Annotated in this window: 16 protein-coding genes; 9 read left to right on the top strand and 7 right to left on the bottom strand. The window is 72.8% G+C overall.

The window, feature by feature from the left end; genetic code table 11:
* The first annotated feature begins 2 nt into the window (after positions 1-2).
* The 8 genes from ACFFGY_RS10335 (at position 3) to ACFFGY_RS10300 (ending at position 13,248) form a co-directional block, all read left to right on the top strand.
* Positions 3-944 (top strand): NAD-dependent epimerase/dehydratase family protein, encoded by a 942-nt coding sequence (locus ACFFGY_RS10335; protein ID WP_377044409.1) that lies wholly within the window; start codon positions 3-5, stop codon positions 942-944.
* A 1-nt stretch (position 945) separates the two neighbouring features.
* Positions 946-2,229 (top strand): NAD(P)/FAD-dependent oxidoreductase, encoded by a 1,284-nt coding sequence (locus ACFFGY_RS10330; protein WP_377044408.1) that lies wholly within the window; start codon positions 946-948, stop codon positions 2,227-2,229.
* Entirely contained in the window at positions 2,219-2,803 is a 585-nt protein-coding gene (locus tag ACFFGY_RS10325; RefSeq protein ID WP_377044407.1) for a GtrA family protein, read from the top strand. The genes ACFFGY_RS10330 and ACFFGY_RS10325 overlap by 11 nt, the downstream gene beginning before the upstream one ends.
* 162 nt (positions 2,804-2,965) lie before the next feature.
* Positions 2,966-7,423, top strand: a complete 4,458-nt coding sequence (locus tag ACFFGY_RS10320) for a rhamnan synthesis F family protein (protein ID WP_377044406.1) — start codon at positions 2,966-2,968, stop codon at positions 7,421-7,423.
* Between the two features lie 2 nt (positions 7,424-7,425).
* Positions 7,426-9,708, top strand: a complete 2,283-nt coding sequence (locus ACFFGY_RS10315) for a hypothetical protein (protein ID WP_377044405.1) — start codon at positions 7,426-7,428, stop codon at positions 9,706-9,708.
* 224 nt (positions 9,709-9,932) lie between these two features.
* Positions 9,933-10,949, top strand: a complete 1,017-nt coding sequence (locus tag ACFFGY_RS10310; protein WP_377044404.1) for a glycosyltransferase family 2 protein — start codon at positions 9,933-9,935, stop codon at positions 10,947-10,949.
* On the top strand, positions 10,946-12,268 hold the full coding sequence (locus ACFFGY_RS10305; protein ID WP_377044403.1) for a glycosyltransferase family 4 protein: 1,323 nt from the start codon (positions 10,946-10,948) through the stop codon (positions 12,266-12,268). Before ACFFGY_RS10310 ends, ACFFGY_RS10305 begins: the two co-directional genes overlap by 4 nt.
* The gene (locus tag ACFFGY_RS10300) at positions 12,268-13,248 is read left to right on the top strand and encodes an NAD-dependent epimerase/dehydratase family protein (protein WP_377044402.1); all 981 of its coding nucleotides are present in this window, start codon (positions 12,268-12,270) and stop codon (positions 13,246-13,248) included. Before ACFFGY_RS10305 ends, ACFFGY_RS10300 begins: the two co-directional genes overlap by 1 nt.
* Here ACFFGY_RS10300 and ACFFGY_RS10295 read toward each other — a convergent pair.
* From ACFFGY_RS10295 to ACFFGY_RS10270, 6 genes are all read right to left on the bottom strand, one after another.
* Complete coding sequence (locus ACFFGY_RS10295) at positions 13,239-14,942, bottom strand: glycosyltransferase (protein ID WP_377044401.1); 1,704 nt, start codon at positions 14,940-14,942, stop codon at positions 13,239-13,241. The genes ACFFGY_RS10300 and ACFFGY_RS10295 overlap by 10 nt on opposite strands.
* Positions 14,943-15,246: 304 nt before the next feature.
* Positions 15,247-16,239 carry a glycosyltransferase family protein gene (locus tag ACFFGY_RS10290; protein WP_377044400.1) on the bottom strand — a complete coding sequence of 331 codons (993 nt, stop codon included), beginning with the start codon at positions 16,237-16,239 and terminating at the stop codon, positions 15,247-15,249.
* Positions 16,240-16,349: 110 nt separating this feature from the next.
* Positions 16,350-17,492, bottom strand: a complete 1,143-nt coding sequence (locus tag ACFFGY_RS10285; RefSeq protein WP_377044399.1) for a glycosyltransferase family 4 protein — start codon at positions 17,490-17,492, stop codon at positions 16,350-16,352.
* A 77-nt stretch (positions 17,493-17,569) separates the two neighbouring features.
* On the bottom strand, positions 17,570-19,210 hold the full coding sequence (locus ACFFGY_RS10280; protein WP_377044398.1) for a heparinase II/III family protein: 1,641 nt from the start codon (positions 19,208-19,210) through the stop codon (positions 17,570-17,572).
* A complete protein-coding gene (gene rpe / locus ACFFGY_RS10275) occupies positions 19,207-19,947 on the bottom strand; it encodes a ribulose-phosphate 3-epimerase (protein ID WP_377044397.1) in 741 nt (246 codons plus the stop codon). The genes ACFFGY_RS10280 and rpe overlap by 4 nt, the downstream gene beginning before the upstream one ends.
* A gap of 182 nt (positions 19,948-20,129) precedes the next feature.
* The gene (locus ACFFGY_RS10270) at positions 20,130-21,356 is read right to left on the bottom strand and encodes an RsmB/NOP family class I SAM-dependent RNA methyltransferase (protein WP_377044396.1); all 1,227 of its coding nucleotides are present in this window, start codon (positions 21,354-21,356) and stop codon (positions 20,130-20,132) included.
* Positions 21,357-21,705: 349 nt separating this feature from the next.
* Here ACFFGY_RS10270 and ACFFGY_RS10265 point away from each other — a divergent pair, with 349 nt between their 5' ends.
* The gene (locus ACFFGY_RS10265; RefSeq protein WP_377044395.1) at positions 21,706-23,388 is read left to right on the top strand and encodes an ArnT family glycosyltransferase; all 1,683 of its coding nucleotides are present in this window, start codon (positions 21,706-21,708) and stop codon (positions 23,386-23,388) included.
* A gap of 114 nt (positions 23,389-23,502) precedes the next feature.
* Here ACFFGY_RS10265 and ACFFGY_RS10260 read toward each other — a convergent pair whose 3' ends face one another.
* Complete coding sequence (locus tag ACFFGY_RS10260) at positions 23,503-24,735, bottom strand: hypothetical protein (RefSeq protein ID WP_377044394.1); 1,233 nt, start codon at positions 24,733-24,735, stop codon at positions 23,503-23,505.
* Between the last annotated feature and the right edge of the window lie 24 nt (positions 24,736-24,759).

Raw genomic sequence — 24,759 nt, 5'->3', positions numbered from 1 at the left:
CCATGCTGAACCCAGACAGCAAGATCGTCCTGTTCGGCGCCGCCGGCCTGCTCGGGCAGAACCTCGTGGTGCTGCTCAAGGATGCGGGGTTCCGCAACCTCGTCGCCGTGGACAAGCATCCGGCCAACACCCGCATCCTGCGCGAGCTTCACCCGGATATCACCGTGATTGAGGCCGATATGGCCGAGCCCGGCGCCTGGGAAGACGGCTGCGCGGGCGCCGCCGCCGCGGTGATGCTGCAGGCGCAGATCGGCGGCGAAGTCGAAGACGAGTTCCGCCGCAACAACATCGTGGCGACCGAGCGCGCCCTCGAAGCGATGAAGCGGCACGCGGTGCCCTACCTCGTGCACATCTCGTCCTCGGTCGTGAACTCCATGGCGCGCGACTGGTACACCGAGAGCAAGAAGCAGCAGGAAGCCATCGTGGCGGCGGCCGGCATCCGGCACTGCGTCTTGCGCCCGACGCTGATGTTCGGCTCCTTCGACCGCAAGCACCTGGGCTGGCTGTCGCGCTTCATGCAGCGCGTGCCGGTGTTCCCGATCCCGGGCCACGGCCGCTACATGCGCCAGCCGCTCTATGCCCGCGACTTTTGCCGCATCATCCTGCGCTGCCTCCAGGACCAGCGGGAGGGTGCCTACAACATCACAGGGCGAGAGCGCGTGGACTACGTGGACATCATCCGCGAGATCAAGCGCGCCACCGGCGCCAAGGCGCGCATCCTGCATATCCCGTACTGGAGCTTCTGGTCGCTGCTGAAGGCTTACGGCACGGTGAAGCCTAACGCCCCCTTCACCACCAAGCAGCTCCGCGCCCTGGTGACGCCCGACGAGTTCGAGCTGATCCCCTGGCACGAGATCTTCGACGTGCGCCCCACGCCCTTCGCCGAGGCGGTGCGCGAAACCTACGGACCCGGCCCCTACGCCGCGGTGGTGCTGGAATTCTGAGATGACCGACGTGGCCGTGATCGGCGCGGGCGCCATGGGCCTGGCCGCCGCCTACCACCTGCTCAAGGCCGGGCACCGCGTGGAGGTCTTCGAGAGCGACGACCGCCCCGGCGGCATGGCGGCGCATTTCGACCTCGACGGCCTCAGCATCGAGCGTTTCTACCATTTCATCTGCAAGTCGGATCAGCCGACCTTCGCGCTCATGCGGGAGCTCGGCATCGAGGACCAGCTGCGCTGGCGCCCGACTTCGATGGGCTACTTCTTCGAGGGCAAGCTGCATCCCTGGGGCGACCCGGTGTCGCTGCTGCGCTTCCCGCACCTCGATCTCGTCTCCAAGATCCGCTACGGGCTGCACGCCTTCACCTCCACCAAGCGCTCCGACTGGCGCAAGCTAGACCACGTGCGCGCCGACGACTGGGTGCGCGCCTGGGGCGGCGAGCGGGTGTGGAAGGTGCTGTGGGAAAAGCTCTTCACCCTCAAGTTCTTCGAGCACTCGCACGACGTGTCCGCCGCCTGGCTGTGGACGCGCATCAAGCGCGTCGGCACCTCGCGCCGCTCCATCTTCCAGGAAGAACTCGGCTATATCGAGGGCGGCTCGGAAACGCTGATGAAGCGGCTGGTCGAGCGCATCGAGGCGATGGGTGGCCGCGTTCACCTGCGCGCCAGGGTCGAGCGCATCGACGCGGAGAACGGCGCCGTGTCCGGCATCACCGTCGACGGCGCGCACCGGCCCTTCGCGGCGGTGATCAGCACCGTGCCGCTGGTGCTGCTGCCCGACCTCGTGCCCGCCCTGCCCGAGCCGGTGAAGGCGCAGTACCGAAGCTTGCAGAACATCGGTGTGTGCTGCGTGGTGCACAAGCTGCGCCGCGCCGTGACCAAGGACTTCTGGGTCAACACCAACGATCCGCGCATCGAGGTGCCGGGGCTGGTGGAGTTCAGCAACCTCCGTCCGCTCGGCCCGGACCACATCGTGTTCACGCCCTACTACATGCCGGTGACGCACCCGAAATTCGCGTGGAGCGACGAGGCGCTGATCCGGGAGTCCTTCGACTACCTCAAGATGATCAACCCCGCCGTGACCGATGCGGACCGCCTCGCCTCGGCGGTGGGGCGGCTGCGCCACGCCCAGCCGGTCTGCCCGCCGGGATACCTCGAGATGCTGCCGCCGGTCGAAACGGCGATCCGCGGGCTGCAGGTGGCCGATACCTCGACCTACTACCCCGAGGACCGCGGCATCAGCGAAAGCGTCCGCGTGGCGCAGGAAATGGCCGCCCGTGTCCGGTAGAGCAGCCCTGGGTAAGTCGGCCCCGGGTAGCCCAGCGGCGGGCGGCACGCAGGGGGGCGACGGCACCGCGCAACCCACGGCCCATTCTCCGGGCAGGCCACCGGAAGGCCGCGCGGCCGCCCCCGTTGCCGGCGGCAACCACCTCCGTCGCCTGTGGGACCAGCAGTTCATCCGCTTCCTGGTAACCGGCGGGCTGGCCGCGGCGGTGAACGTCGCCAGCCGCATCGGCTTCAGCCAGCTCATGCCCTACGAATGGGCGGTGCTGGCCGCCTACCTCTGCGGCATGACCACCGCCTGGGCCCTGTCGCGCCGCCTGGTCTTCGCGCGCAGCGGCACGCACTGGTCGCGGGAATACACCCGCTTCGCCCTGGTGAACCTCGTGGCCGCGGCGCAGGTCTGGCTGATCTCGGTGGGGCTGAACAACTGGCTGTTCCCGGCCATAGACTTCCGCTTCCACCCCGGGCTGGTGGCGCACATGATCGGCGTGGTGGCGCCGGTCTTCACCAGCTATCTCGGGCACAAGCACTTCAGCTTCGCCCCCGGCAGAACCGCCCGGACGCCGCCGGAACACTGATCCGCACGGGCCTGCACGAGGCGGGCGAGCCCCGGTGCCCCTGCCGGGGGCGGGCGCGCGGTTTTGCGCCCCCGGAGGATATGGCTATACCCCCCGGCGGGGTGCCGCCCGTCCGAGGGCGGCGTCCGGATCATCGACCAGGGACCTGGAGCCGGTTTCATCATGCAGAACTGGGAACAAGAGCTCGGCCTCGGCGATGAGATCTCCTGGGATCCGATGCGGATCGTGCCGCCCGATCCCTGGGTGGGCCACCTCCCCTTCGCCTTCTGGCTGGTCAAGGCGCTGCGCCCCACCAACCTGGTCGAGCTCGGCACCCATTCCGGCAACTCCTATTTCGGCTTCTGCCAGGCCATGGCCGCGCTGGTGCCGGGCGGCCGCGCCTATGCCGTGGACACCTGGCAGGGTGACCCGCATGCCGGCATGTACGGCGAGGACGTCTACGCCGACGTCGCCGCCTTCAACGCCGAGCATTTCCGCCAGTTCTCGACGCTGATGCGCATGACCTTCGACGAGGCGCGCGCCTACTTCCCCGACGCGGGCGCCACGGGAAGCGCCGGCATCGACCTGCTGCACATCGATGGCCTGCACAGCTACGAGGCGGTGGAGCACGACTTCGAAACCTGGCGCACCGCGCTGTCGTCGCGCGGCGTGGTGATCTTCCACGACACCAACGTGCGCGAGCGCGAGTTCGGCGTTTGGCGCCTGTGGAAGGACCTGAGCGCCCGCTTCCCGTCCTTCGAGTTCAACCATTCCAACGGCCTTGGCGTGTTGGGCGTAGGCCCGGATCAGGCGCCCGCCCTGCGCGCCCTTTTCGCGCTGGAAGGCGAGGCCGCCGCCTCCTTCCGCCGCCGCATCTCGGCGCGCGGCGAGGTGTTCCAGCGCCAGGTGCAGGTGCTGAACCTGCGCGAGCAGCTGCGCAATGCCGAGGCGCACGCGCAGAACCTCACGCAGCAGATCGCCGCCGCCACGCACAATGCCGAAGCCGCGCGGACCGAGATCGCCTGGCGCGACACGCTGCTGGGGACCAAGGAGCAGGTCCTGGCGTCCAAGGACGCCATGCTGGCGGAACTCGGCAACCTGACCGCCGCCAGCGCTGCGGCGCTCGCCGCGCGGGACCAGGTGATCAACGCGCGCGACCTGCTGGCCATGCAGCTCACCGCCGACATGCGGCACCACCGGCACGAGCACGGCGTGGCGATCCGCAAGCTGGAGGACGAGCGCGACGCCGCCAACCGCAACGCGGAAGCCGTGCACCGCGACGCCGAGGCCGCGAAGCGCGCCACGGAGAACCACCTGCGCAACGTCCATGCCGAGGCGCAGGCCGCGCTGGCCAGCGTGCAGGCGCAGGCCGCGGCGATCATGCAGGTCTACGTCAACTCGACCTCCTGGCGGCTGACGCGGCCGCTGCGCGTGGCGACGCGGCTGCTGCGCCGTCAGGGCCTGACGCCGCCCGGCATGGGCATCGCCATGCCGGCGCTGACGCCGCCGCCGGCCGCGCTGGCCGCCCTGCCCGCGCCCGCGGCTGAGGCCGAGGCGCAGGCCCCCACCACGCCGGAGGTCACCGCCACCACGCCGCTCAAGGCCGCGATGCGCGGGCTGCTGCAGGCCCGCCTCGATGCCTTCCTGGCCGGTTCAGGCGACCTTCACCTGCCGCGGGCGGCGCAGCCCGACGTCAGCATCATCCTGGTTCTCTACAATCAGGCGGAGCTGACCTTCGGCTGCCTCGCCTCGATCATCGAGACGCTGTCGGGCGAAGGGCCCAGCGTCGAGGTCGTCATCATCGACAACGGCTCGACCGATCAGACCGGGGCGCTGCTGGACCGTCTTCAGGGCGCCACGGTGGTGCGCAACGGCTCGAACCTGCATTTCCTCAAGGCCGTGAACCTCGCGGCGAAGTCGGTGCGCGGGCGCCACATCCTGCTGCTCAACAACGACGCGCAGCTGCTGCCTGGCGCCGTGGCCTCGGCGGTGCGGACGCTGGAATCCGCCGACGACATCGGCGCGGTGGGCGGGCGCATCATCCTGCCCGACGGCACGCTGCAGGAAGCGGGCTCGATCGTGTGGCAGGACGGCGCGTGTTCCGGCTACGGCCGCGGCGAGGACCCGAACGCGCCGGACTTCATGTTCCAGCGCGACGTGGACTACTGCTCCGGTGCCTTCCTGCTGACACCCGCGAAGCTGTGGCGGGAGATGGGCGGCTTCGACGAGCGCTACGCCCCTGCCTACTACGAGGAAACCGACTACTGCCTGCGCCTGTGGGAAGGCGGTCACCGCGTGGTGTTCGATCCGGAGGTGGCGATCCTCCATTACGAGTTCGGCAGTTCCTCGGGCTCCTCCGAGGCGCTGGCGCTGCAGGCCACGAACCACCGGATCTTCCGGGAACGGCACAAGGAATGGCTGGCGGGGCAGTTCCCGAACTCGCCGCTCAACACCATCGCGGCGCGCACCGCGCGTTCCGACGCGCCGCGCATCCTCGTTTTCGAGGACCGCGTGCCCAAGGTGGAGCTCGGCACCGGCTACCCGCGCGCCAACCGCTTCCTGCATGAATTGGTGGCCGCCGGCGCGCAGGTCGCGCTGTTCCCGATGCATCGCCATCCGGAAACCTGGCACGGCGTGCGCCGGGCGCTCGACAAGCGCATCGAGGTGCTGATCGCCGCCGATGGCACGCAGGTGCGCCCCTACCTCGAAGCGCGCCGCGGGCATTTCGACGCCATCATCGTGTGCCGCCCGCCCAACATGGACACCTTCGAGCAGGCGATCGGCCACCACCGCGACCTGATCGGCGATGCGCGGGTGATCTACGACGCCGAGGCGCTGTTCGTGACCCGCAACCTCCAGCACAAGGAGGCCGAGGGCCAGCCGGCCGGCGCGCTGGAGCGGCACCAGATGGTGGCGCGCGAGGTCGCGCTGACGCGGCTGGCCGACGCCGTGATCTCGGTGGCGCCGGCCGAGCAGGCCACGCTGGAGGACTACGGCGCGCGCGAGGTCACGGTGCTGGGCCACGCGCTGGACGACCAGCCGATTTCCACTGGCTATGCCGAGCGCGACCAGATCGTGTTCCTGGGCGCCATCCAGGAAGACAGTGCCCCCAACGCCGACGCGGTGCTCTGGTTCGCCCGCGAGATCCTGCCCAACATCCGGACGGAACTTGGCGCGAATTTCCGCCTGACCGTGGTGGGCCAGAACAAGTCGCCCGCGGTGAAGGCGCTGGATGGCGAGGCGCTCGACCTCGTCGGCATGGTGCCGGAACTGCCGCCCGCCCTGGCGCGCGCCCGCGTGCTGGTGGTGCCGACGCGCTTCGCCGCCGGCATCCCGCACAAGGTGCACCAGGCGGCGATGCTGGGCATCCCGATGGTGGTCACCGGGCTGATCGCGCAGCAGCTCGGCTGGCAGGACGGGCGGGAAGTGCTGGTGGCCGACACCGCGCCCGACTTCGCCGCCGCCTGCCTGCGCCTGTTCAACGACCAGGCGCTGTGGGAAGCGGTGCGCCGCGCGGCGCTGGACAAGGTGCGCCAGGAATGCGCGCCCGAGGTCTTCACCCGCACGGTGGAGCGCATCGTGGACGCCATCCCCGTCGTGCGCCGCCGGCCCGAGCCGCCCAAGGATGCGAAGCGGGTGGAAAAGCCCGTCCTGCCCGCCCCGGCGACCGAGCCCAACACCAGCCGCCCGGCCGAGCTCGACTTCAGCGCGGCCGTGCCCTTCGGCTTCGCGCCGCTCGATGGCCCGGCGCCGCGCATCGGCGTGATGTGCCACCTCTTCCATACCGCGATCGGGCGGGAGGTCCTGTACTACCTCCGCAACCTGCCCAACGGCGCGGACCTGATGATCTCCACCGACACGGAGGAGAAGCGGCGCGAGATCGAGGCCACCTTCAACAACTGGACCGGCGGCACGGTGGAGGTGCGCGTCACCCCGAACCGCGGCCGCGACATCGCGCCCAAGCTGGTGGGCTTCGCCGACCGCTACGGTGACTACGACCTGGTGCTGCACCTGCATTCCAAGGTGTCCACCCACGCGCACTTCCTGGAGCCCTGGCGCTCCTTCCTGTTCGAGAACCTCCTGGGCTCGCCGGCGGTGGTGCGCTCCATCCTCGACGCCTTCGCCCGCCTGCCAGAGCTCGGCATGGTGGCGCCGCAGCACTACGAATCCATCCGCCGCTGGCTGGGCTGGAACGGCAACTTCGAGGCCGGCAAGGCGCTCGCCGCGCGCATGGGCGTGACGCTGTCGCCGACGCGGGCGCTGGACTTCCCGTCCGGCTCGATGTTCTGGGCCCGCCCCGCGGCGCTGAAGCCGCTGCTCGACCTCAAGCTGCGCTTCGAGGACTTCCCCGAGGAAGGCGCGCAGCTCGACCACACGCCGGCGCACGCGATCGAGCGGCTCTACTTCATCGCCTGCGAGCGCTCGGGCCATTCCTGGATCAAGGTCGCGCAACCGGTGCTGATGCGCGACAGCTCCACGGTGGTGAACCTGCCCACGCCCACGGCGCTGGCGCAGTTCATGGCGGAGCACGGCGTGGCGCTGACGGGCGTGGCCACCCTGCCGCACCGCGACAGTCCCGCGCCGATGATGACCCGGATCCCGCCCGGCCTCGTGCAGCGGCTGGCGGGGCGGCAGATCTGAGCTTGCGGCCCGCCTACGAGGCTTCGGAGCCCGTCGCTCCGCTCGGCACCGCGACCCGTCGCCGCGAGGCCGTCGGGCGCCGGGGCGTGGCGGCGTGGCTGTTGCCGGGGCTGGTGATGCTGGCGGGCCTCTACGCCCTCATCTCCACCGCCGTGATGGTGGTGCGCTGCTGGACGCCGCTGCCGATCATGGACCAGTGGGTGCAGCTGGCCAGCAACCGGCCGCTGACGCTGGGCTGGCTCTGGTCGCAGCACAACGAGCACCGGCTGTTCTTTCCCCGCCTGATCTTCGTGGCGGACCGCTGGCTGCTGGGCGAGCGCAACATCCTCGACCTCGCGGCGGGCTTCGCGATGCAGCTGGGCATGGCCTGGCTGCTTTTCCGCCTCGCAGTCGGGGCCGGGCTGCGCGGCGGGCCGCAGCGCCTGGGTGCCGCAGGCCTGGCGCTGCTGGCGATGTTCTGGGCGGTGCAGTTCGAGAACTTCACCTGGGGCTTCCAGGTGCAGTTCTTCGGCGTGCTGCTGGCCACCGCCGCCACGGTCACGGCGCTGGTGCGGGTCGGCCCGGGCCCTCTGGGCGCCCTGCCGGTGCTGCTGCTGGGCTTCGTGGCGGCCTTCACCTTCTCGTCGGGGGTGCTCGCCCCCTTCGTGGCCGTAGCGCTGGCCATCTGGCTCGGCCGGCCCTGGCGGCAGGTCGCGGTGCTGGCGCTGGGCGCGGTGCTGATCCTGGGCGTCTACCTCATCGGCTACGAGACGCCGCCCCAGCACGCCAGCCCTGCCGACATCCTGCCGCACCTGCACGGCATCCTCGCCTACACGGTGGTGGAGATCGGCGCCCCCTTCGCGGAAGCGCTGGGCTACTTCACCGGCAGTCGCAGCACCCCCGTGGCGATGCTCACCGGCGCCGCGGGCCTGATCCTGCTGCTCCTGCTGCTGTTCGACGGGCTCCGTCACCGGCGCAGCCTGCCGCCGGCGGCCGGGGCGCTGCTGGCGCTGGCGCTGTTTGCGCTGAGCATGGCGCTGCTGACCGCCACGGGCCGCGTCAGCTTCGGCATCTTCTCGGCCATGACCAGCCGCTACGCCACGCCGGTGATGCTGTTCTGGTGCTGCCTGCTGCTGCTGGGCAGCAGCCGCTGCGGCACCGCCGCCGGGATGCCGCCGCAAGGCCCCGCCGGTGCAACCGCGCAGTCCTCCGCCGCAACATCCCCGTGCGCCTCCGCCGCAACATCCCCGTGCGCCTCCGCCGCAACATCCCCGTGCGCCTCCGCCGCAACGTCCTGGCCCGACTTCGCCGCGACGCCGCTGCACGCCGTGATGCTGCTGCTGGCGGCCACGGTGGCGCTGAGCCAGGGCTCCTTCGCGCGCTCGGCCCAACTGCTGGCGGGCAACCGCGCCGCGGCCCTTCCGGCGGTGCTGGCCGGCGTGGCGGACGAGGAGCTGCTGGCGCAGATCTATCCCGGCCCCGAGGTGCCGCTGCAGCTCCGCCAGAACCTCAGCACCGTGGGCACCTCGATCTACGCGGCCCCTTGGGCCAACTGGCTCGGGCAGCCGCTGGCGCAGCGGGTGCGGCTCCTGCCGGCTGGTGAATGCCGGGGCAGCCTCGACACCGCGGTGGTGGTGGACGACCCCGTGCATGGCGGCTGGCGGGCCCAGGGGCAGGTCGGCGTGCCCGCCCTCGGCCCGCGCCGCACGATCCTGCTGGCCGACGGGTCAAGCCGCATCGTGGGCTTCGGCCTCAGCGGCTTTGATGGGTCGCGCGTGAACTCCGTCAACATCGACGCCGCGCCGGGCATGACCGGCTGGGTGGGGGCCTTCCGCGCCACCGACCCGGCCACGGTGCGGGCCTTCCTGCTGACCGAAGGCGGTGACGCGGCCTGCCCGCTCGGCGGCCAGCCGAAGGTCTCCTTCCAGCCCACGGTCGCCGTGGGCGGCCCGATCCCGCCGCGCACCTGGCAGGGTGGCCAGGTGGACGCGATCTACGGCGACCAGGTGCTGATGCTGGACGGCTGGGCGCTGATGCAGCTGCAGGACGGCGCCCCCAAGGTCTGGCTGGACACCAACCTGCCCTTCGCCGACACCAGCATCGTGACCAAGCCGCGCCCGGACGTGGCGGCCTCGCTGAACGATCCGCGGCTGCGGGACGCGGGCTTCCGCATCCTGTTGCGACTCGATTCCAGCCAGCCGCAGCCGGAACATCCGCACCTGTGCATCTGGACCGAGGACAAGCTGCTCGGCCGCTACTTCCTGGCCATGAACCGGCCCGATCTTTGCTCCCATGTTCCGGGCTGACGCGGCAGGGTGGCACCATGCAGAACAATGTCTCCGGAACCATCCCGGAGCACGGGGCTGCTTCCCCGGCGCCCCATAGCCAAGCCCGCCCGCGATGGGGGATAAGGACCGCCGCCCTTCTTCCAGCGGTGTCCGGCAGCGATGTCCGACCGGGCCCTGAACGACGCCTCGGATGACCATGCGAGGAAACCGGAACCACAGCCGATGACAGGTAAGCGCCACGCATGATCCTTGATCGCCTGAAGGCGCAGTTGACCGGCCGTTCCGCCGGGCCGGAAACGCCCACGGTCGCGCAGGGCCCGGCCGGCGCCGCGGGAACCGCCCCCGGCACGGGCCGTGTCTCGGTGGTGATCCCCCTCTACAACCACGCCCGATACATCGGCGAAGCCGTCCGCAGCGTGCTGTCCCAGGGTCCGGTCCTGCGGGAGCTGATCGTGGTGGACGACGGCTCGCGCGACGATTCCGCCGCGGTGATGGCGGGTCTCGCGCGGACCGACCCGCGCATCGTCTTCTGGTCGCATCCCAACCGCGGCGCCCACGCGACCCTGAACGCCGGCATCCATCGCGCCACCGGCGACTACGTGGCGATCCTGAATTCCGACGACAGCTTCGAGCCCGGGCGCCTCGACCGCCTCGTGGCGCTGCTGGAGGGTGATGCGGGGGCGGACCTCGCGGCCTCCTCGATCAGCTTCATGAACGGCGAAGGGGCCGCCATCGAGAATGCCTGGCACGCCGAGGCGCTGGCGGAGCTGGAACGCTCCGGCGACATGGCGGCGGCGCTGATCAACGGCAACTTCCTGATGACGACCTCGAACTTCGTGTTCCGCCGCAGCCTGGTGGAGGAGGTCGGCGGCTTCGCCCCGCTGCGCTACGCCCACGACCTCGACTTCGCGCTGCGGCTGCTCGCGCGCGGCCGCCGCATCGTGCTGAGCCCTGAGAAGCTGCTGCGCTACCGCATGCACGACAGCAACACGATCAGCGAGAGCCACGACCGCGTGCGCCTCGAATGGGCGGCGGTCACCGCCTTCTTCCTCCACGCGATCTGGGACCGGCCCGACGCGCCGCCGGTGGACTGGGCCTGCGCCCGCGCGCTGACGGAGGTGACCGACCGGCACCTGCTGACGCGGCCGGTGCTGCTGCTGATGGCCTGGTTCCGCCGCCATCCTTCCGACAGCCTCGAACACAGTGCCTTCGCCCAGGACCGGGCGCTCGTGGACGCCCTGGGACCCGACGTTCGATGAAGATCCTGTTCGTCAGCAACCTTTACCCGCCCAACGTCGTCGGCGGCTACGAGCGCCTGTGTTTCGAGGTCGCTTCCGCCATGGCGGAGGCGGGCCACGAGGTCACGGTGCTGACCAGCAGCTTCGGCGGCAAGGTGGCGGACTACCCGCGCCAGACCGTGCTGCGCACGCTGCGGCTGATGGTGGGCGAGAACATCTATTCCCCCTGGACCGGCACCGAGGCCGACCGCGACGCGCTGAACGCCGGCAACGTCGCGGCGCTCGACGCCGCGCTGGACCAGGCGCGGCCGGACGTGATCTTCGCCTGGAACCTGTTCTTCCTTCATCCCGTCTTCCTCGGGGCGCTGGAGGCGACGGGGCGGCCGGTGGTGATGATGCTGACTGACAACTGGCTCATCAACATGCGCGAAGGCCAGTGGATGGGGGAGTTCTTCCGCGACCACGTCTTCGGCGACAAGCCCTTCGACCCGGCGCAGCCGGCGGAGCCCGCGCCGGTGCGGCCCGCCCCCACGGGGGTAAAGGCCTGGCTGCGGGCCCTGCTGCACCCGGCGCCCTCGCCCTCCCACCCCCCGCCGGTGCGGGAGCCGCGGCACCGCCTCGGCGCCTCTGCCATCTTCGGGGCGGAGTTCATGCGCGATCTTCATCACGCCGCCGGCTTCCGCTTCCGGCGCGAGGTCGTGGTGCACAACGGCGTCCACCAGTCGCCGCGCCCGGCGGCGGAATACCGCGACCGCACCAGCACCGTGCAACCGGGCGAGCTGCGGCTGCTGTTTGCCGGGCGGTTGGTGGACCTCAAGGGCGCCGACACCGCGGTGGACGCGCTGGCGCAGCTGGATCGTGAGGCGCTGCGGCGCGCCGGCATCGAGCGGGTGCGGCTGACCCTGCTGGGCGATACGCAGGACGAGAACTACCTGCGCCTGCTCAACGACCGCATCGCCGCCAGCCCCTTTGCCCACGAGATCGAGCGGCGCGAACCGGTGGCCCACGACGCGCTCTTCGCGCTGTTCCAGGACCACGACGTCTACCTCTTCCCCTCGCTCTACGAGCCCTTCTCGCTGACGCTGATCCACGCGCTGGCGGAAGGCATCCCGACCATCGCTTCGCGCGCCGGCGGCAACACCGAGATCGTGCGCGACAACGAGACCGGGCTGCTGTTCCGCAAGGGCGACGCGGCGGACCTCGCGCGCGCGATCAACCGGATGGGCGCGGACGGCGCGCTGCGGCAGCGGCTGATGCTGCGCGGTCAGGCGGTCGCGGCGGAGTTCACCTTCGCGCGCATGATCGGCCAGATGGAAGAGGCGCTGCGGGCCCCGTCGTGATGCCCACCCCGTCCGCCATCCCGCCCGCCGCGCGGCGCACCGGCGGCCTGCCCCCCGGGACGAGCTGCGTGGTGCTGGGCGGCGGCGGCTTCATCGGCACGCACCTGTGCCGCAGGCTGGCGGCGGATGGGATGCGGGTGCTGGGCTTCGGCCGCAGGCAGTCCTTTCCCGAGGCGCTGGAGGGCATCACCTGGCTGGGTGGCGACTTCACCGACCGCGCGGCCCTGGCGCGCGCCGTCGAGGGCGCCGAGGTGGTGTTCCACCTGCTCGGCGGCTCCACCCCCGAAAGCGCCAACATCGACCCGGTGGCGGACCTCGGCGCCTCCGCCGTGGCGACGCTGCACCTGCTGGAAATCTGCCGCGCGGCCGCGGTGCGCAAGCTGGTCTTCGTGAGCTCCGGCGGCACGGTCTACGGCATCCCCCGCGCGACGCCGATCCCCGAGGACGCGCCCACCGACCCGATCTCTGCCTATGGCATCAGCAAGCTCGCGGTGGAGAAGTACCTCTACCTTTACCGGCACCTGCACGCGCTCGACTACGCGGTGCTGCGCGTGGCCAATCCCTTCGGCCCCTATCAGAGCCCGACGCGGCGGCAGGGCGTGGTGGCGGCGCTGATGCACCGGATGATGACGGCGCAGCCGGTCGAGGTCTGGGGCGACGGCCAGGTGGTGCGTGACTTCGTGTTCGTGGAGGACGTGGCCGAGGCGCTGGTGACGGTGGCGGCGCACGATGGCCCGCAGCGCGTGTTCAACGTCGGCTCCGGCGAAGGGCGCAGCGTCAACGCGGTGATCGCCGACATCGCCGCCGTGCTCGAACAGCCCGGCATCGTGCCGGTGCACAAGCCGGCGCGTGCCACCGACGTGCCGGTCAGCATCCTCGACATCCGCCGCATCCGCGAGGCCACCGGCTGGGTGCCGCGCACGCCGTGGCTGGCAGCCCTCGAGGCCACGGCGGAGTGGATGCGGCACAGCTACCGCTGAGCCGGCGCCTCCTCGGGCAGGGCGTCGATTGTCCACAGCATCTCGCGCAGCCGCTCCCGCCAGCCCGCGATCGAGAGCTGCGCCGCGGCATGCTCCTGCCCGCCGCGCGACAGCGCCGACCACAGTGCCTCGTCCCTGTAGGCCTCGCGCACCCGCGCCGCGAAATCCTCCGCCGTGGCGGCCACCAGCACGTCGCGGCCGTCGCGCAGGTGCATCCCTTCCGAGCCCACCGGCGTGGTGACGCAGGGCACGCCCGCCGCCAGCGAGGAAGCGACCTTGCCCTTGGCGCCCGCCCCGAAGCGGATCGGCGCCACGGTGAGGCGCAGTTCTTCGAACCAGGGCGCGACGTCGGGCACGTGGCCCAGGTAGCGCACCTCGCCCGGCACGCCGCGCAGCACATCCTCCGGCAGGTCGGCGCCCACGATGCTGAAGGCGCAATCCGGCATGTCGCGCAGGATCAGCGGCCAGATCTCATGGAGGAACCAGCGGATCGCGTCGATGTTGGGCAGGTGCGCGAAGCCGCCGATGAAGCCGATGCCGCGACGCGCCGCGAAGCCGTTGCGGCGCGGCTGCACCCGACGTGCCAGTGGCATCTCCACCACCAACGCCTCGGGGAAGCTGGCCTGCAGGATCTGCCGCTCGGCTGAGGACACCACGATGGTCGCGTCGCACTCGCGCGTGAGGAATTCCTCGCGCGCACGCACCTGCTCGATCGCCGCGAGCGGCGGCGCGGTGTCGCTGTTGCCCAGGCTGCGCTCACGCTCGGCGCGCAGGAAGTGCAGGTCGACCGAGTTGAACACCACCCGCGCATCCGCGCAGTGCCGCCAAACGTCCTCCGCGAAGCGGCCGCCGCCGTAAACGCGGCTGAGCACGCAAAGCGACACGGCGGAACCCTCGCGCCGCAGGAACTCGCGGATGCTGGGCGCATCATCGCTGCCCAGGCAGCGGACGCCGCGCGCGGCCAGCGCGTCCCGATCGGGCGAGGCGAGGTCGTGCTCCATGTCGGCGCCGAACCACAGGTCGTAGCCCAGAGCCAGCAGCGCCTCGACCAGGTTCTGCATGTCGACGGAGCCAGAATCCCGGTCCGGCTGCGGCCAGCGGTTCTCGATGATCAGGGCCACCGGCTTGGCCGCCGGACGCGCGGTGCCGGCCGGGGCGCCGCCAGGAAAAACCACGGAGGAACCCACAGGGCTACCCACGGGGCCAACCACCGGGGCAACCGTCGTGCCAGCCATCGGCGCGGGCGCCGCCGGCTGGCGCGCGCGCTGCCATTCGCCGAAGCGACGCGGCAGCTGCATCGTGGCCGTCCACCACAGCAACCGGGCGGAGCGCCGCAGCGGTCGGCGCAGCGGCACCGGCACCGCGTCCTGCGCCCGCGTCAGCGCCCGCCAGCTCGGGCTGCTGCGCAGCGCGGCGAGCTCGGCCTTCGCCCCTTCTGCTTCGCTGCGCCAGCGCGCCGCCTCGCCACGCACCTCGCCCATCTCCTCCCGCAGGTGCTCCAGCCGCCGGCGAAGGAAATGCGCCCGCTGCCGCTGCCGCAGGTCGTCGGGTGACACGGCGGCACGCGCCCGCAGCCAGCGGCCAAGTGCCTGGAGATCGCCCGCTTCCGCCATGGCCTGCTCCGCCTCGCCGGCCTCCGGATCACGCCCCAGCACGAGACGGAAGGCGGTGGCGAGCTCTGCTTGGGTGATCATGCGGACTCTCTGGAGCGCGGGCTCTGCTTGCCGCGACGGTGCGGGATCGTCCGGCGGGATGAACGGACCCCACGGCCGTCGCGCCGACGTGGTCGGGACGTAACGGCTGGCAGATTATCGTCCCAGCCCGTGGCGGGCGATCCCCGGGAGGGTGATTCCCTCACCGCGCGTGCGGCGACGCGGCACCGGCGACACGGCCATGCACCGTCGCGGGCTCGGCAGGCTCTGCCGCAACGACGTCGCCCGTGTCAGGCGGCAAACGCTCCGGCCAGGGGTTCCGCCCCGACCGCCAGGGGACGCGACCTCAGAACCCGCCGCGTCGCCCCACCCCGAGGCGCCCGCGCAGCCCGTCCGACAGGCCCTGCCGAAACGCCCGCAGCACCGTGGCGCGCCGCCCCGGCGAGGCCGCGAGGTAGACCGCCGCCTGCACCGCCATGTGCGGCAGGAGGCGCAGCTTCCAGCGGCGCGGCGTGTGCGGCAGCCGCAGCATGGCCACCTGGTTGCGGACGTAGGTGTAGAGGCGCGACGGCGGTTGCCGCGTCAGGCGCATGTTCACGACCGGCAGGCGGATCGTGCCCTGGCCCAGACGGTGCGGCATCCGCACCGCGCCCTCGATCCAGCAGGACCAGCCGGCCGCCCAGGCGCGGAAGCACCACTCGATATCCACCGCGTCGATAAAGAAGTCCTCGCGGAAGCCGCCGACGGCGCTGAAGGCGCCGAGGTCGAGCAGCGAGCCCGAGGAGATCACGAATTCCGCCGGCCAGGCCGTGCCGTGCGGCCGCGTCGCGGCGCTGGGAAAGCTGCGCGGCGGCTTGAAGCCCACTGCGTCATCCGCCGAGACCGCCAGCGGCCCCACGATCGCCGGCCGCTCACCCGCCGCGCGCAGAGCCGCGCGCGTGGCCCGCAGCTTTTGCAGCATGCCCGGCGGCGGCGAGGAGTCCTGGTCGAAGATCAGCAGCTCCGCCGCGCCCGCCGCCCGCGCGGCCTCGGCCATGCGGTTGTAGGCGATGCCCAGCCCCGGGTTGCTGCCGTCGTTGAGCAGCCGCAGCCCCGACCGGCAGGCGGCGCGCAGCCGCGCCTCGGCGCCCGGGGGCAGCACCGAGTTCCGGAACAGCCAGACCTCCTCCACCTCGGCGGACACGGCTTCCAGCAACCCGCACAGCACCGCGAGGTCGGGGTTGTAGAGCACCACGCCCACCGCGCAGCGCCCGCCCGGCGCGGTTTTCGGATCGGATCGCCCAAGATCCGGGCCGCGGTCGGGCGCGGGGTCGGACGCGGAGCCCGGCGCACCGTTCAACGCACACCCTGGGTCGGCAGGGTTCAACGCACGGCCCGGCCCGGCCGGCGCGGCAGCGGCCCCGACGGTGCCTTCCGCACCGGTTGCCCTGCCCGTCGTGCCCACGCTGCTCACGCCGCACCCGCGCGGGGCGGCAGCCCCAGCAGGTCCAGCGTGCGGCCCACGACGTGGCGCTCGGTGTAGAGTTGCAGGGCCCGCGCCCGCCCGGCCTCGCCCATGCGTGCCCGCAGCGCCGGATCCCCCGCGAGGCGCGCCAGGGCCTCGGCCAGCGGCTCGGCCTCGTGCGGCGGCACCAGGAAGCCGGTCTCGCCCTCCACCACCATCTCGCGCGGGCCGCGGATATCGGTGCTGACCACCGGCAGGCCGGACAGCATCGCCTCGATCACCGACATGGGCAGGCCCTCGAAATGGCTGGGCAGGGTGAAGATATCGGCCGCCGCCAGCACCCGCGCCACGTCGTGCCGATAGCCCAGCCGGCGCAGGCGCGGCCCCAGCATACGCCCGGCATGGGCGAAGAAGGGCTCCATGTCCTCGCCGTGGTCGCTGCTCAGCCGCTCCCCCACCACCCAGAGCGTGGCACCTGGCACCGCCTCCATGGCGGCCAGCAGCTCCGGGTAGCCCTTGTGGCGGACCAGGCGCGACACCGCCACCACGACGCAGGCCTCGGCGGGCGTGCGGAACTCGGCCCGCAGCGCCGCCCTCGCCTCCGGGTCGGGGTGGAACACGGCCGGGTCGCGGCCGTTGCCGCAACTGACCGCGTGGCGCGCGATGCCGAGGCGGCGGGCATCACGCGCTTCCTCCTCGCTGACCGTCATGAACACGTCGGTGAGCTTGCCGCCGAACCATTCCAGCGACAGCGACAGCCAGCGGCGCCAGAGCGGCCCCGGCTGGTTGAACAGGAAGCCGTGCCCCGTATAGGCCACGCGCGGCACGCCCTCGAGCCGCGCTGCGACCCGCGCCAGCAGCCCGCTGATCGGGAAATGCCCGTGCACCAGCGCCGGCCGCACCTCGCGGATCAGCCGCCGCAGCGCCCGCAGCGCCCGCCAGTTCGCCCCCACCGACAGCGATCGCGCCATCGGCACGGCCACGACGCGGAAGCCTTCCGCGCGCACCACCTCCAACAGGGGGCCTTCCGCGCAGGCGCCGATCGGCTCGTAGCCGCGCGCGCGCGCCTCGCGCATCAGCGGCAGCAGGAAGTGGCGCAGCGCGAAATCGACGTTGGCCACGAACAGCACCGGCGCGCCGGCCGGCACAGCGTTCGCCTCCGGTACCACCCCCGGCTCCAACCTGGGTTTCAGCCCTGGGGCCACCGCCGGGGCTGCCCGCCCGCTCACCCCTCCGCGGCCGCCACGCGGCGGATGGCCCATTGCACGCTGGTGGTGCCGGTCTCGGCCTCCAGCACCACCTGCTGGGTCGGGCGCGGCTCGCCCGCCACGTAGAGGCTTTCTTCCAGCGACAGGCTGGCCCCTTCGGCGCGCAGCCGCCACTGGCTGCCCGAGGGCAGGCGGAACATCACGCCCTTGCCCTCGTCGACGACCGAGGCCTCGACCGCCGGGTGTAGGTGGAAGCGGATCGTGAAGCCGGGCGGGTTCTCGCCCTCCACCACGTCCTCGCCGCGCAGGTCATCGCCGGTTTCCGACAGCCAGAGCCGGCGGCGATGGATCGCGTCCAGGGTGCGCTTCCAGCCGTCATGCGTGGCGTCGAGCCACTGCGCGCCCTCGGCCTCCTGCCGGTCGGCCTCGACATGTTCGGGACGTCGGCCGAGGCCCTCTTCGCGCAGCTCGGCGCTGTTGGTGTCGGCCAGCACCAGGGTCGAATGCGCGGCGGTGGAGCGCAGCGCGTCGCGCCACTCGCCCTCGGCGGCGGGCGCCGCGCCGCAGTTGACGATGAGACGGTCGCGCCCGACCGACATCTCGAAGCTCAGCGTGCCGGCGTGATGGAGGCGGTCGGCGCCGCGCGGCAGGGCACCCGGCGTGGCGTTGGTCCGGCCCGGTGGGGGCGCGCCGCAATCGGCGATCACCAGCGTCCGCCCGGCCTGGAGGCGCTGGAACCCGCCCTCATGGAGGATCAGCGGCGCGCGGCCGCGCGTCTGCGCCTGCGTCAGCACGAGGTCGAGCAGCGTCGCCGCCTCGCCCCTGGTGCCGTTGAAGGCGGCGAGCCCGCCGTCGCCGTGGCGGAACACCCGCAGCGCCGGCCCGGCGCGGTCGAGCGCCAGCGCCAGGTGCGCCGGGGCTTCCAGCTCGGCGCCATGAAGGAGGTTGCGCAGCTCGATCAGGTCCTGCAGCGCCGCCAGGTGCATGGCGGGCGAGCGCTCGACATGGCAACCGTCATGGAGGAACTGCCGCTCCAGCTCGCCCGGCAGGACGCGCAGGCAGCGGGCGAGCCAGGCTTCCTCTTCCAGCGCGACCGCCGCGGCCAGCGCGCCCTTCAGCGCCACCAGCGCGCCGCGATGACCGCAATCGGCCGGCAGCGACGCCACCAGCCCGCGCGCATCATGCGCCAGGCGCTGCATCAGCATCCGGCGGAAGCCGTCCTCGGCGGTGGCGGCCAGGAAGTCCCAGTGGCCCAGCCAGGCGGAGAGCCGCGCGCCGGTGATCTCGGGCGCTGCCGCCAGCGGCTCGGCCCCGGTGCGGCCCAGCCAGTCCTGGGTGAGCGCGCGGGCGCGCAGCCGGGCGCTGTCGGTGCCCAGCGCGCGCAGGTCGCGCAGCCAGGCGAAGCCATGCAACGCCGAGCGCCAGGCAAGGCTGCCGCCGCGCATTTCCTCGGCAGCACCCGGAACGCTGCGCGCCGCCTCGGCCGGCAACAGGGCGCGGGTGGTGCCGAGATACTCGAACTCGCCCTTGAGCAGCCGCTGCCCCCGCGCCGCGTCGCCGGGCCACAGGTCCCGGAAGGCCCGCGCCGGGGCGTCGGGAACGCGGATCGGCTTCAGCCCCGCGATGGTGCGCCGGGCGCCGCGCATCCAGTCGCTCATGCGGCCACTCCCCGGCTGCCGGTGCCTCGGATCGCGTCCCCCCGAATGGCCTCGATGGCCGCGCGGTAATCGGGCTTGGCGAAGACCGCGGTGCCGGCCACCAGCGTGTCGGCCCCGGCCTCGATGCAGGGGCGCGCGGTCTCCGCAGTAACCCCACCATCGACCTCCAGCGCGATCTCGCGGCCGGAGGCGTCGATCATGCGCCGGATCGCGGCGATCTTTGGTAGCTGGGAGCGGAGAAAGGACTGCCCGCCGAAGCCGGGATTGACCGTCATCACCAGCACGAGGTCCAGCATGTCCAAGACCGGCTCGATGGCCGCGGCCGGCGTCGCCGGGTTCAGCACGACGCCCGCCTTGCAGCCCAGCGCGCGGATGGATTGCAGCGACCGGTGGAGGTGCGGCCCGGCCTCGGCATGCACCGAGATCACCGCGGCCCCGGCCTCGGCAAAAGCCGCGAGGTAGGGGTCCACAGGCGCGATCATCAGGTGCACGTCGAAGGGCAGGCCGCAATGCGGCCGAAGGGCCTTCAGGATCTGCGGGCCGTAGGAGATGTTCGGCACGAAATGGCCGTCCATGATGTCGAGGTGCAGCCAGTCGGCGCCGGCGGCCTCCACGGCGCGCACTTCCTCGCCCAGCCGGGCGAAATCGGCGGCGAGAAGCGACGGGGCGATGCGGACTGGTCTGGACACGGTGGCGAGTTTTGCCAGCGGGTGCCGGGCGGGGCAACCTCGTGACATCGCCTTTAACCGCGCATCAACAAGGTGTGGCGACGCGCCGCACCCGCGCGCCGCCGGGTGGGGAGGTTCCGGCTCGCCCCGCCGTGGCCGGGCGCGGCGGGGCAGAGGGGCCGCCGGCCCGACTGACACGCGACCGGCCGGGCGGACACCCTGCGGGCTCGCCCGGACCAGCCTGCCCCCAATCACTCCGGCTTGCGGAACCGCGCCACGAAGAACCCGTCCAGCCCGCCATGCTCCGCCCAAAGGTCGGGACGGGTGCGGACATGCCCCTCCGGCGTCAGCGCCTCGGCCAGACCGGGCAGTTCATCGGGGGTCACCGGGTCGGGCCGGAGGCCGAGCGAGGCAGCGAAGCCCACCTGCCCTTCGCCTTCCTCCGGCTGGAGGGAGCAGGTCGCGAAAACCAGCCGCCCGCCGGGGCGCAGCGCCGCCGCCGCCGCCTGGATCAGCGGCCGCTGCAACGCCACCAGCGAGGCCACGTCAGTGGGACGCTTGAGGAAGGGCACGTCCGGGTGCCGGCGCATGGTGCCGGTGGCGGAGCAAGGCGCGTCGAGCAGGATGGCGTCGAAGGGCTCGGCCGGGCGCCAGGCGGTGGCGTCGGTGACGGCGATCTCGGCCTCCAGCCCCAGGCGCGCGAGGTTGGCCTGCAGCCGCTCGGCGCGGCGGGCGTCCTTTTCCACCGAGGTCACCCGCGCCCCCGCCGAGGCGAGCTGCGCCGTCTTGCCGCCCGGCGCCGCGCCGATATCGGCCACGCGCTCGCCCGCGCGGGCCGCCAGGAGGCGCGCCGGCAGGGCGGCCGCGGCATCCTGCGCCCAGAAACGCGCTTCCCCCGCACCCGCGAGATCGGTGAAGCGGGTGCCGGCGGGCAGCCGCACCGTGCCGGTGGGCAGCAGCACCCCGCCTTCGGGCACCGCGGCACCGGGCAGGAGGCTGAGGTCGAGCGGCGCCGGCAGCCGGTGGGCGCGGGCGATGGCGCGCACCGCCGGGCCGTAGGCCGCGTGCCAGGAGCCCCAGAGCCAGCCCGGCGTGTCGAGCCGTTCCCCGTCCAGCGCCTCGATGGCCTCCGCCCCTTCCGCCGCCACGCGGCGCAGCACGGCGTTGACCAGGCCGCGCAAGGGCTGAGGCACCAGCGCCACGGCGGCCGACACGGCGGCGTGGGCGGGGGTGCCCAGCACCAGCAGCTCCGCCACGCCGATGCGCATGGCCGCGCGGGCGATGTCGGGCGGCTCGCGCCGCAAGAGCGGCTCCAGCACCGCGTCGATCGAACCGAGGCGGCGCAGCACCGCCGAGGCGATGCGGTGCGCCGCCGCCCGGTCGCGCGCTTCCATCGCCGGCAGGGCGTCCAGCGCTTCTTCCAGCGGGCGACGCCGTTCCAGCACCGCCTCGATCAGCGCGGCCGCGCCCTGGCGCACGGGGTTGGCAGGTTCTGCGCGTCGCCCCGGCGCGGATCGCCCGCCGCCGGACCGGCCGCCGCCGCCACGGTTCTCACCGGGGGCGGCGCCGGGGCCGGAACGGCGGGGCGGGCGGGAACCGCCCGGGGGGTTGCCCGGGGGTTTGCCGGGGGGAGTGTCGGAAGGGTTGGCCATGTCACGCCCCGTATGTCCCCCCGCGCGTCCGCGTGCTAGAGGCCGCCGCGCCCGCCGCCCGCCGGGACCCGCCATTCACCCCGCGTGGAGGCGCGCCCGGGCAGTTTCAGTCCCCTCGCGCCGCACCCGTGCCGGACCGGCCGCCGCGGCGCGCGCAACGGAAGCGACTCACGCCGTGCCGCAATTCCTCGACAGGCTGCCGGAAACCCGACGCCCGCGGCTGTGGCTGACGCTGCTCTGCCTGCTGCTCTGGCTGCCGGGCTTCTTCACCCTGCCGCCCGGCGACCGCGACGAGAGCCGCTTCGCCCAGGCCTCGCGCCAGATGGTCGAGAGCGGCGACTGGGTGCGCATCCGCAACCAGGAAGAAGAGCGCAACAAGAAGCCGGTGGGCATCTACTGGGCGCAGGCCGCCTCGGCGGAGGTGCTGGGGGCGGCGGGCCTCCCGGTTCAGGACAGCATCTGGACCTACCGGATCCCCTCGGCGCTCGGTGCCTGGCTGGCGGTGCTGGCCACCTTCCAGTTCGGCCGCGCGCTGGTGGGACGACGCGCCGCCTTCCTGGGGGCCGCACTCCTGGCCTCGGCGGTGCTGCTCTGCGTCGAGGCGCATATCGCCAAGACCGACGCGGCGCTGCTCGCCACCGTGGCGACCACCATGGGGCTGCTGGGCCGCGCCTACCTGTCGCCCGACACCTTCACCCGCCGGCACGCGGCGGCGTTCTGGGTGGTGCTGGGGATCGGCATCCTGCTGAAGGGCCCGATCGGGCCGATGATCCCGCTGCTGACGGGAATCACGCTCCTTGTCACCGATCGTCGCGCACCCTGGTTCCGGGCGCTGCGCCCGCTCTGGGGGTTGCCGCTGGCGCTGCTGGTCTGCGTGCCCTGGCTGGTGGCGATCGGGGTTGCCACCGAGGGGCGCTTCTTTGCCGAGGCCGTGGGCCACGACATGCTGGGCAAGGTGGGCAGTTCCGCCGAGGCGCACGGCGCGCCGCCCGGCACCTACCTGCTGATCTTCGGGCTGACAGCCTTTCCGGGTGCCTTCCTGGTGCTGCGCGCCATCCCCGGCGCCTGGAAGGCGCGGCTGCAGCCGGCGACGCGCTTCCTGCTGGCCTGGGCGGTGCCGAACTGGATCGTGTTCGAGGCGGTGTCCACCAAGCTGCCGCACTACGTCCTGCCGGTGTTTCCCGCGCTGATGCTGCTGGGCGCCACCTGGGCCATGGACCCGCTGCGCCGCGTCCCGCCGCGCTGGCTGGCGGGGCTGGGCTGGCTGGCGCTGCTCGGCGTGGCGGCGGGCCTCGCGGTGGCGGCGCCGGCCGTGTTCTGGCTCGCGGACCACCGCGTCGACGGCTGGAGCCTGCTGGGCATCCCCTTCGCGGCGGTGCTGGCCTGGCGCGTCCTCCACCATGCCCGCGAGGGCGGCTGGGCACGCGCCGGCCTCGCCGCGGTGCTCTGGGCCATTCCGCTGCAATGGGTGGTGATGCAGGCGACGCTGCCGCGCCTCGAGGCGCCCTGGGTGGCGCCGCACCTGGCGGCGGCGCTGGACCGGGCGGCGGCAACCGTGCCGGGCGGGGTGCCGCGCGGGCGCGTCGGGCTGCTGGGCTTCCACGAGCCCTCCGCCGTCTTCGCGCTCGGCACGCCCGTCCGCCTGCTGGACGACGGCGCCGAGGCCGCGCGCTTCCTGGGCGAAGGCCGGGCGCGCGGCGAAACCCGCCTCCTGGCCGTCGAGGCGCGCGAGCAGCCGGGGCTCGACGCCGCGGCGGCCGCGGCGGGCGAGCGGTTGGAGGTCGTGGGAAGCGTGGAAGGCTTCAACTACACGCGCGGCCGGCGCGTCCTGCTGCGCGTCATCCGCCTGGGCGCCTGAGGCCGTCCGCCGGCGACGCGTCCCCAGCGGCCGGGCACCCTGCCCCGCCGATGGCGGGACGGGATGGAAAGCGCGCCCGCCACCTCGAAATCAGGCGCCTGAGGACCAGCCGCCTCACGGCCAGGGGCCGATCTCCAGGAAATCCCAGCCCAGCTCCGGCCCGGCCAGGATCTCCACCACCCGGGCGATCTCCACCCTGGCGCCGGGCGCCACCCCCACCGCGAGGTCCGTGAGGTCGCCCAGCAGGGTGCGGCGGGCGTTGCTGCAGGCGGCGTCGCTGCCCAGCAGCCGCGACGCCATTTCGAAGCGGCGCAGCGCCAGGGCGCTTTCTTCCAGCGTCGTGACCTCGGCATCCGTGGGGCTGCCGTCGCGGAAGCGCTGCGCGGGCTCCAGGATCTGCGCCGCGCCGTACTCGCCATAGGTCGTGCGGCACGAGGCTTCCACCGCGTGGCGCCAGCCCAGCAGCCGCCGGCGCCACTGCGGGGCGCGCGCGCCCATGACCTCGCTGATGTTCTCCAGGATGGCGGCCAGGATCTCCAGCCGCTCCGGCAGCAGCTCCATCTTCAGGTAGTTCAGCTCCGCCACCCGCCGCTCGACGCTTTCCACCAGCAGTGCCTGCGCCGGCACGCTGGAGCGTGACGAGAGGCTGCCGGCGATGGCGCAGACGGTGGCCGGCCGTCGGGACACGGTCAGCAGCGTGGCCATGGCAGCCAGCATCGGCTCAACACCTGAGCGCGACACTCCCATCAGCGCGTAGCGGACCAGGATGTCCGGCGGCCCGCCGCTGGCGGCATGCACGGCCCGCATGATCGCGGCGCCCTGCACCAGCACCGTGGCGGAGAAGCGGGCGAAGGGGATGAAGTGTTCCTTGCCCCAGGGCCAGTCCGCCGGCGGCTCGGTCACGCGGCGCAGCGCCTCGGCCGCGCGCGGCCAGACCTGCTCGCCGATCTGCAGGATGCGCGGGTGCTCGTCGCGGTGCAGCCCGGCCAGGGCCTCGGCGAAGCGGCGGGCATCGTCGCCCAGCATGGGCAGGATGGCGCTGGCCAGCGGCAGGAGGATCGAGCGCGGCAGCCGGCTCTCGCCCGGGCGCCAGAGACGGGCATCCACGATGGCGCCGTCGAGCGGCAGAAAGATCAGCCGCGGCAGCGTCAGCCGCCGGCGCGGGTCGAGCGTGCGCAGCCGGGTGCGCGCCACGTCCAGCACCGCGTTGGCGGCCTCGCGGTCCGGCATGGCGTCGAGCACCGCGACGATGCGGGTCAGCTGCTCGGGCGGGCTTTCCGCCACCGCGGCCGACAGCGCCATCACGTCGGCGCGCGACAGCACCGGCTCCCGCGCGGCCTCCTTCACGGGCGCCGTCCCGCTTTCCCCCTG

The organism is Roseomonas elaeocarpi (assembly GCF_042433915.1).
GTDB lineage: Bacteria > Pseudomonadota > Alphaproteobacteria > Acetobacterales > Acetobacteraceae > Roseomonas > Roseomonas elaeocarpi.
Note: the sequence above shows the minus strand (reverse complement) of the source record. Positions and strands in the feature narration are given on the sequence as shown.

Coding starts and splice junctions, on each gene's coding strand:
- rpe (WP_377044397.1), bottom strand. CDS start 19,947: ATGTCACGAGGTTGCCCCGCCCGGCACCCGCTGGCAAAACTCGCCACC.
- ACFFGY_RS10305 (WP_377044403.1), top strand. CDS start 10,946: ATGAAGATCCTGTTCGTCAGCAACCTTTACCCGCCCAACGTCGTCGGC.
- ACFFGY_RS10300 (WP_377044402.1), top strand. CDS start 12,268: ATGCCCACCCCGTCCGCCATCCCGCCCGCCGCGCGGCGCACCGGCGGC.
- ACFFGY_RS10310 (WP_377044404.1), top strand. CDS start 9,933: ATGATCCTTGATCGCCTGAAGGCGCAGTTGACCGGCCGTTCCGCCGGG.
- ACFFGY_RS10280 (WP_377044398.1), bottom strand. CDS start 19,210: ATGAGCGACTGGATGCGCGGCGCCCGGCGCACCATCGCGGGGCTGAAG.
- ACFFGY_RS10295 (WP_377044401.1), bottom strand. CDS start 14,942: ATGATCACCCAAGCAGAGCTCGCCACCGCCTTCCGTCTCGTGCTGGGG.
- ACFFGY_RS10330 (WP_377044408.1), top strand. CDS start 946: ATGACCGACGTGGCCGTGATCGGCGCGGGCGCCATGGGCCTGGCCGCC.
- ACFFGY_RS10320 (WP_377044406.1), top strand. CDS start 2,966: ATGCAGAACTGGGAACAAGAGCTCGGCCTCGGCGATGAGATCTCCTGG.
- ACFFGY_RS10335 (WP_377044409.1), top strand. CDS start 3: ATGCTGAACCCAGACAGCAAGATCGTCCTGTTCGGCGCCGCCGGCCTG.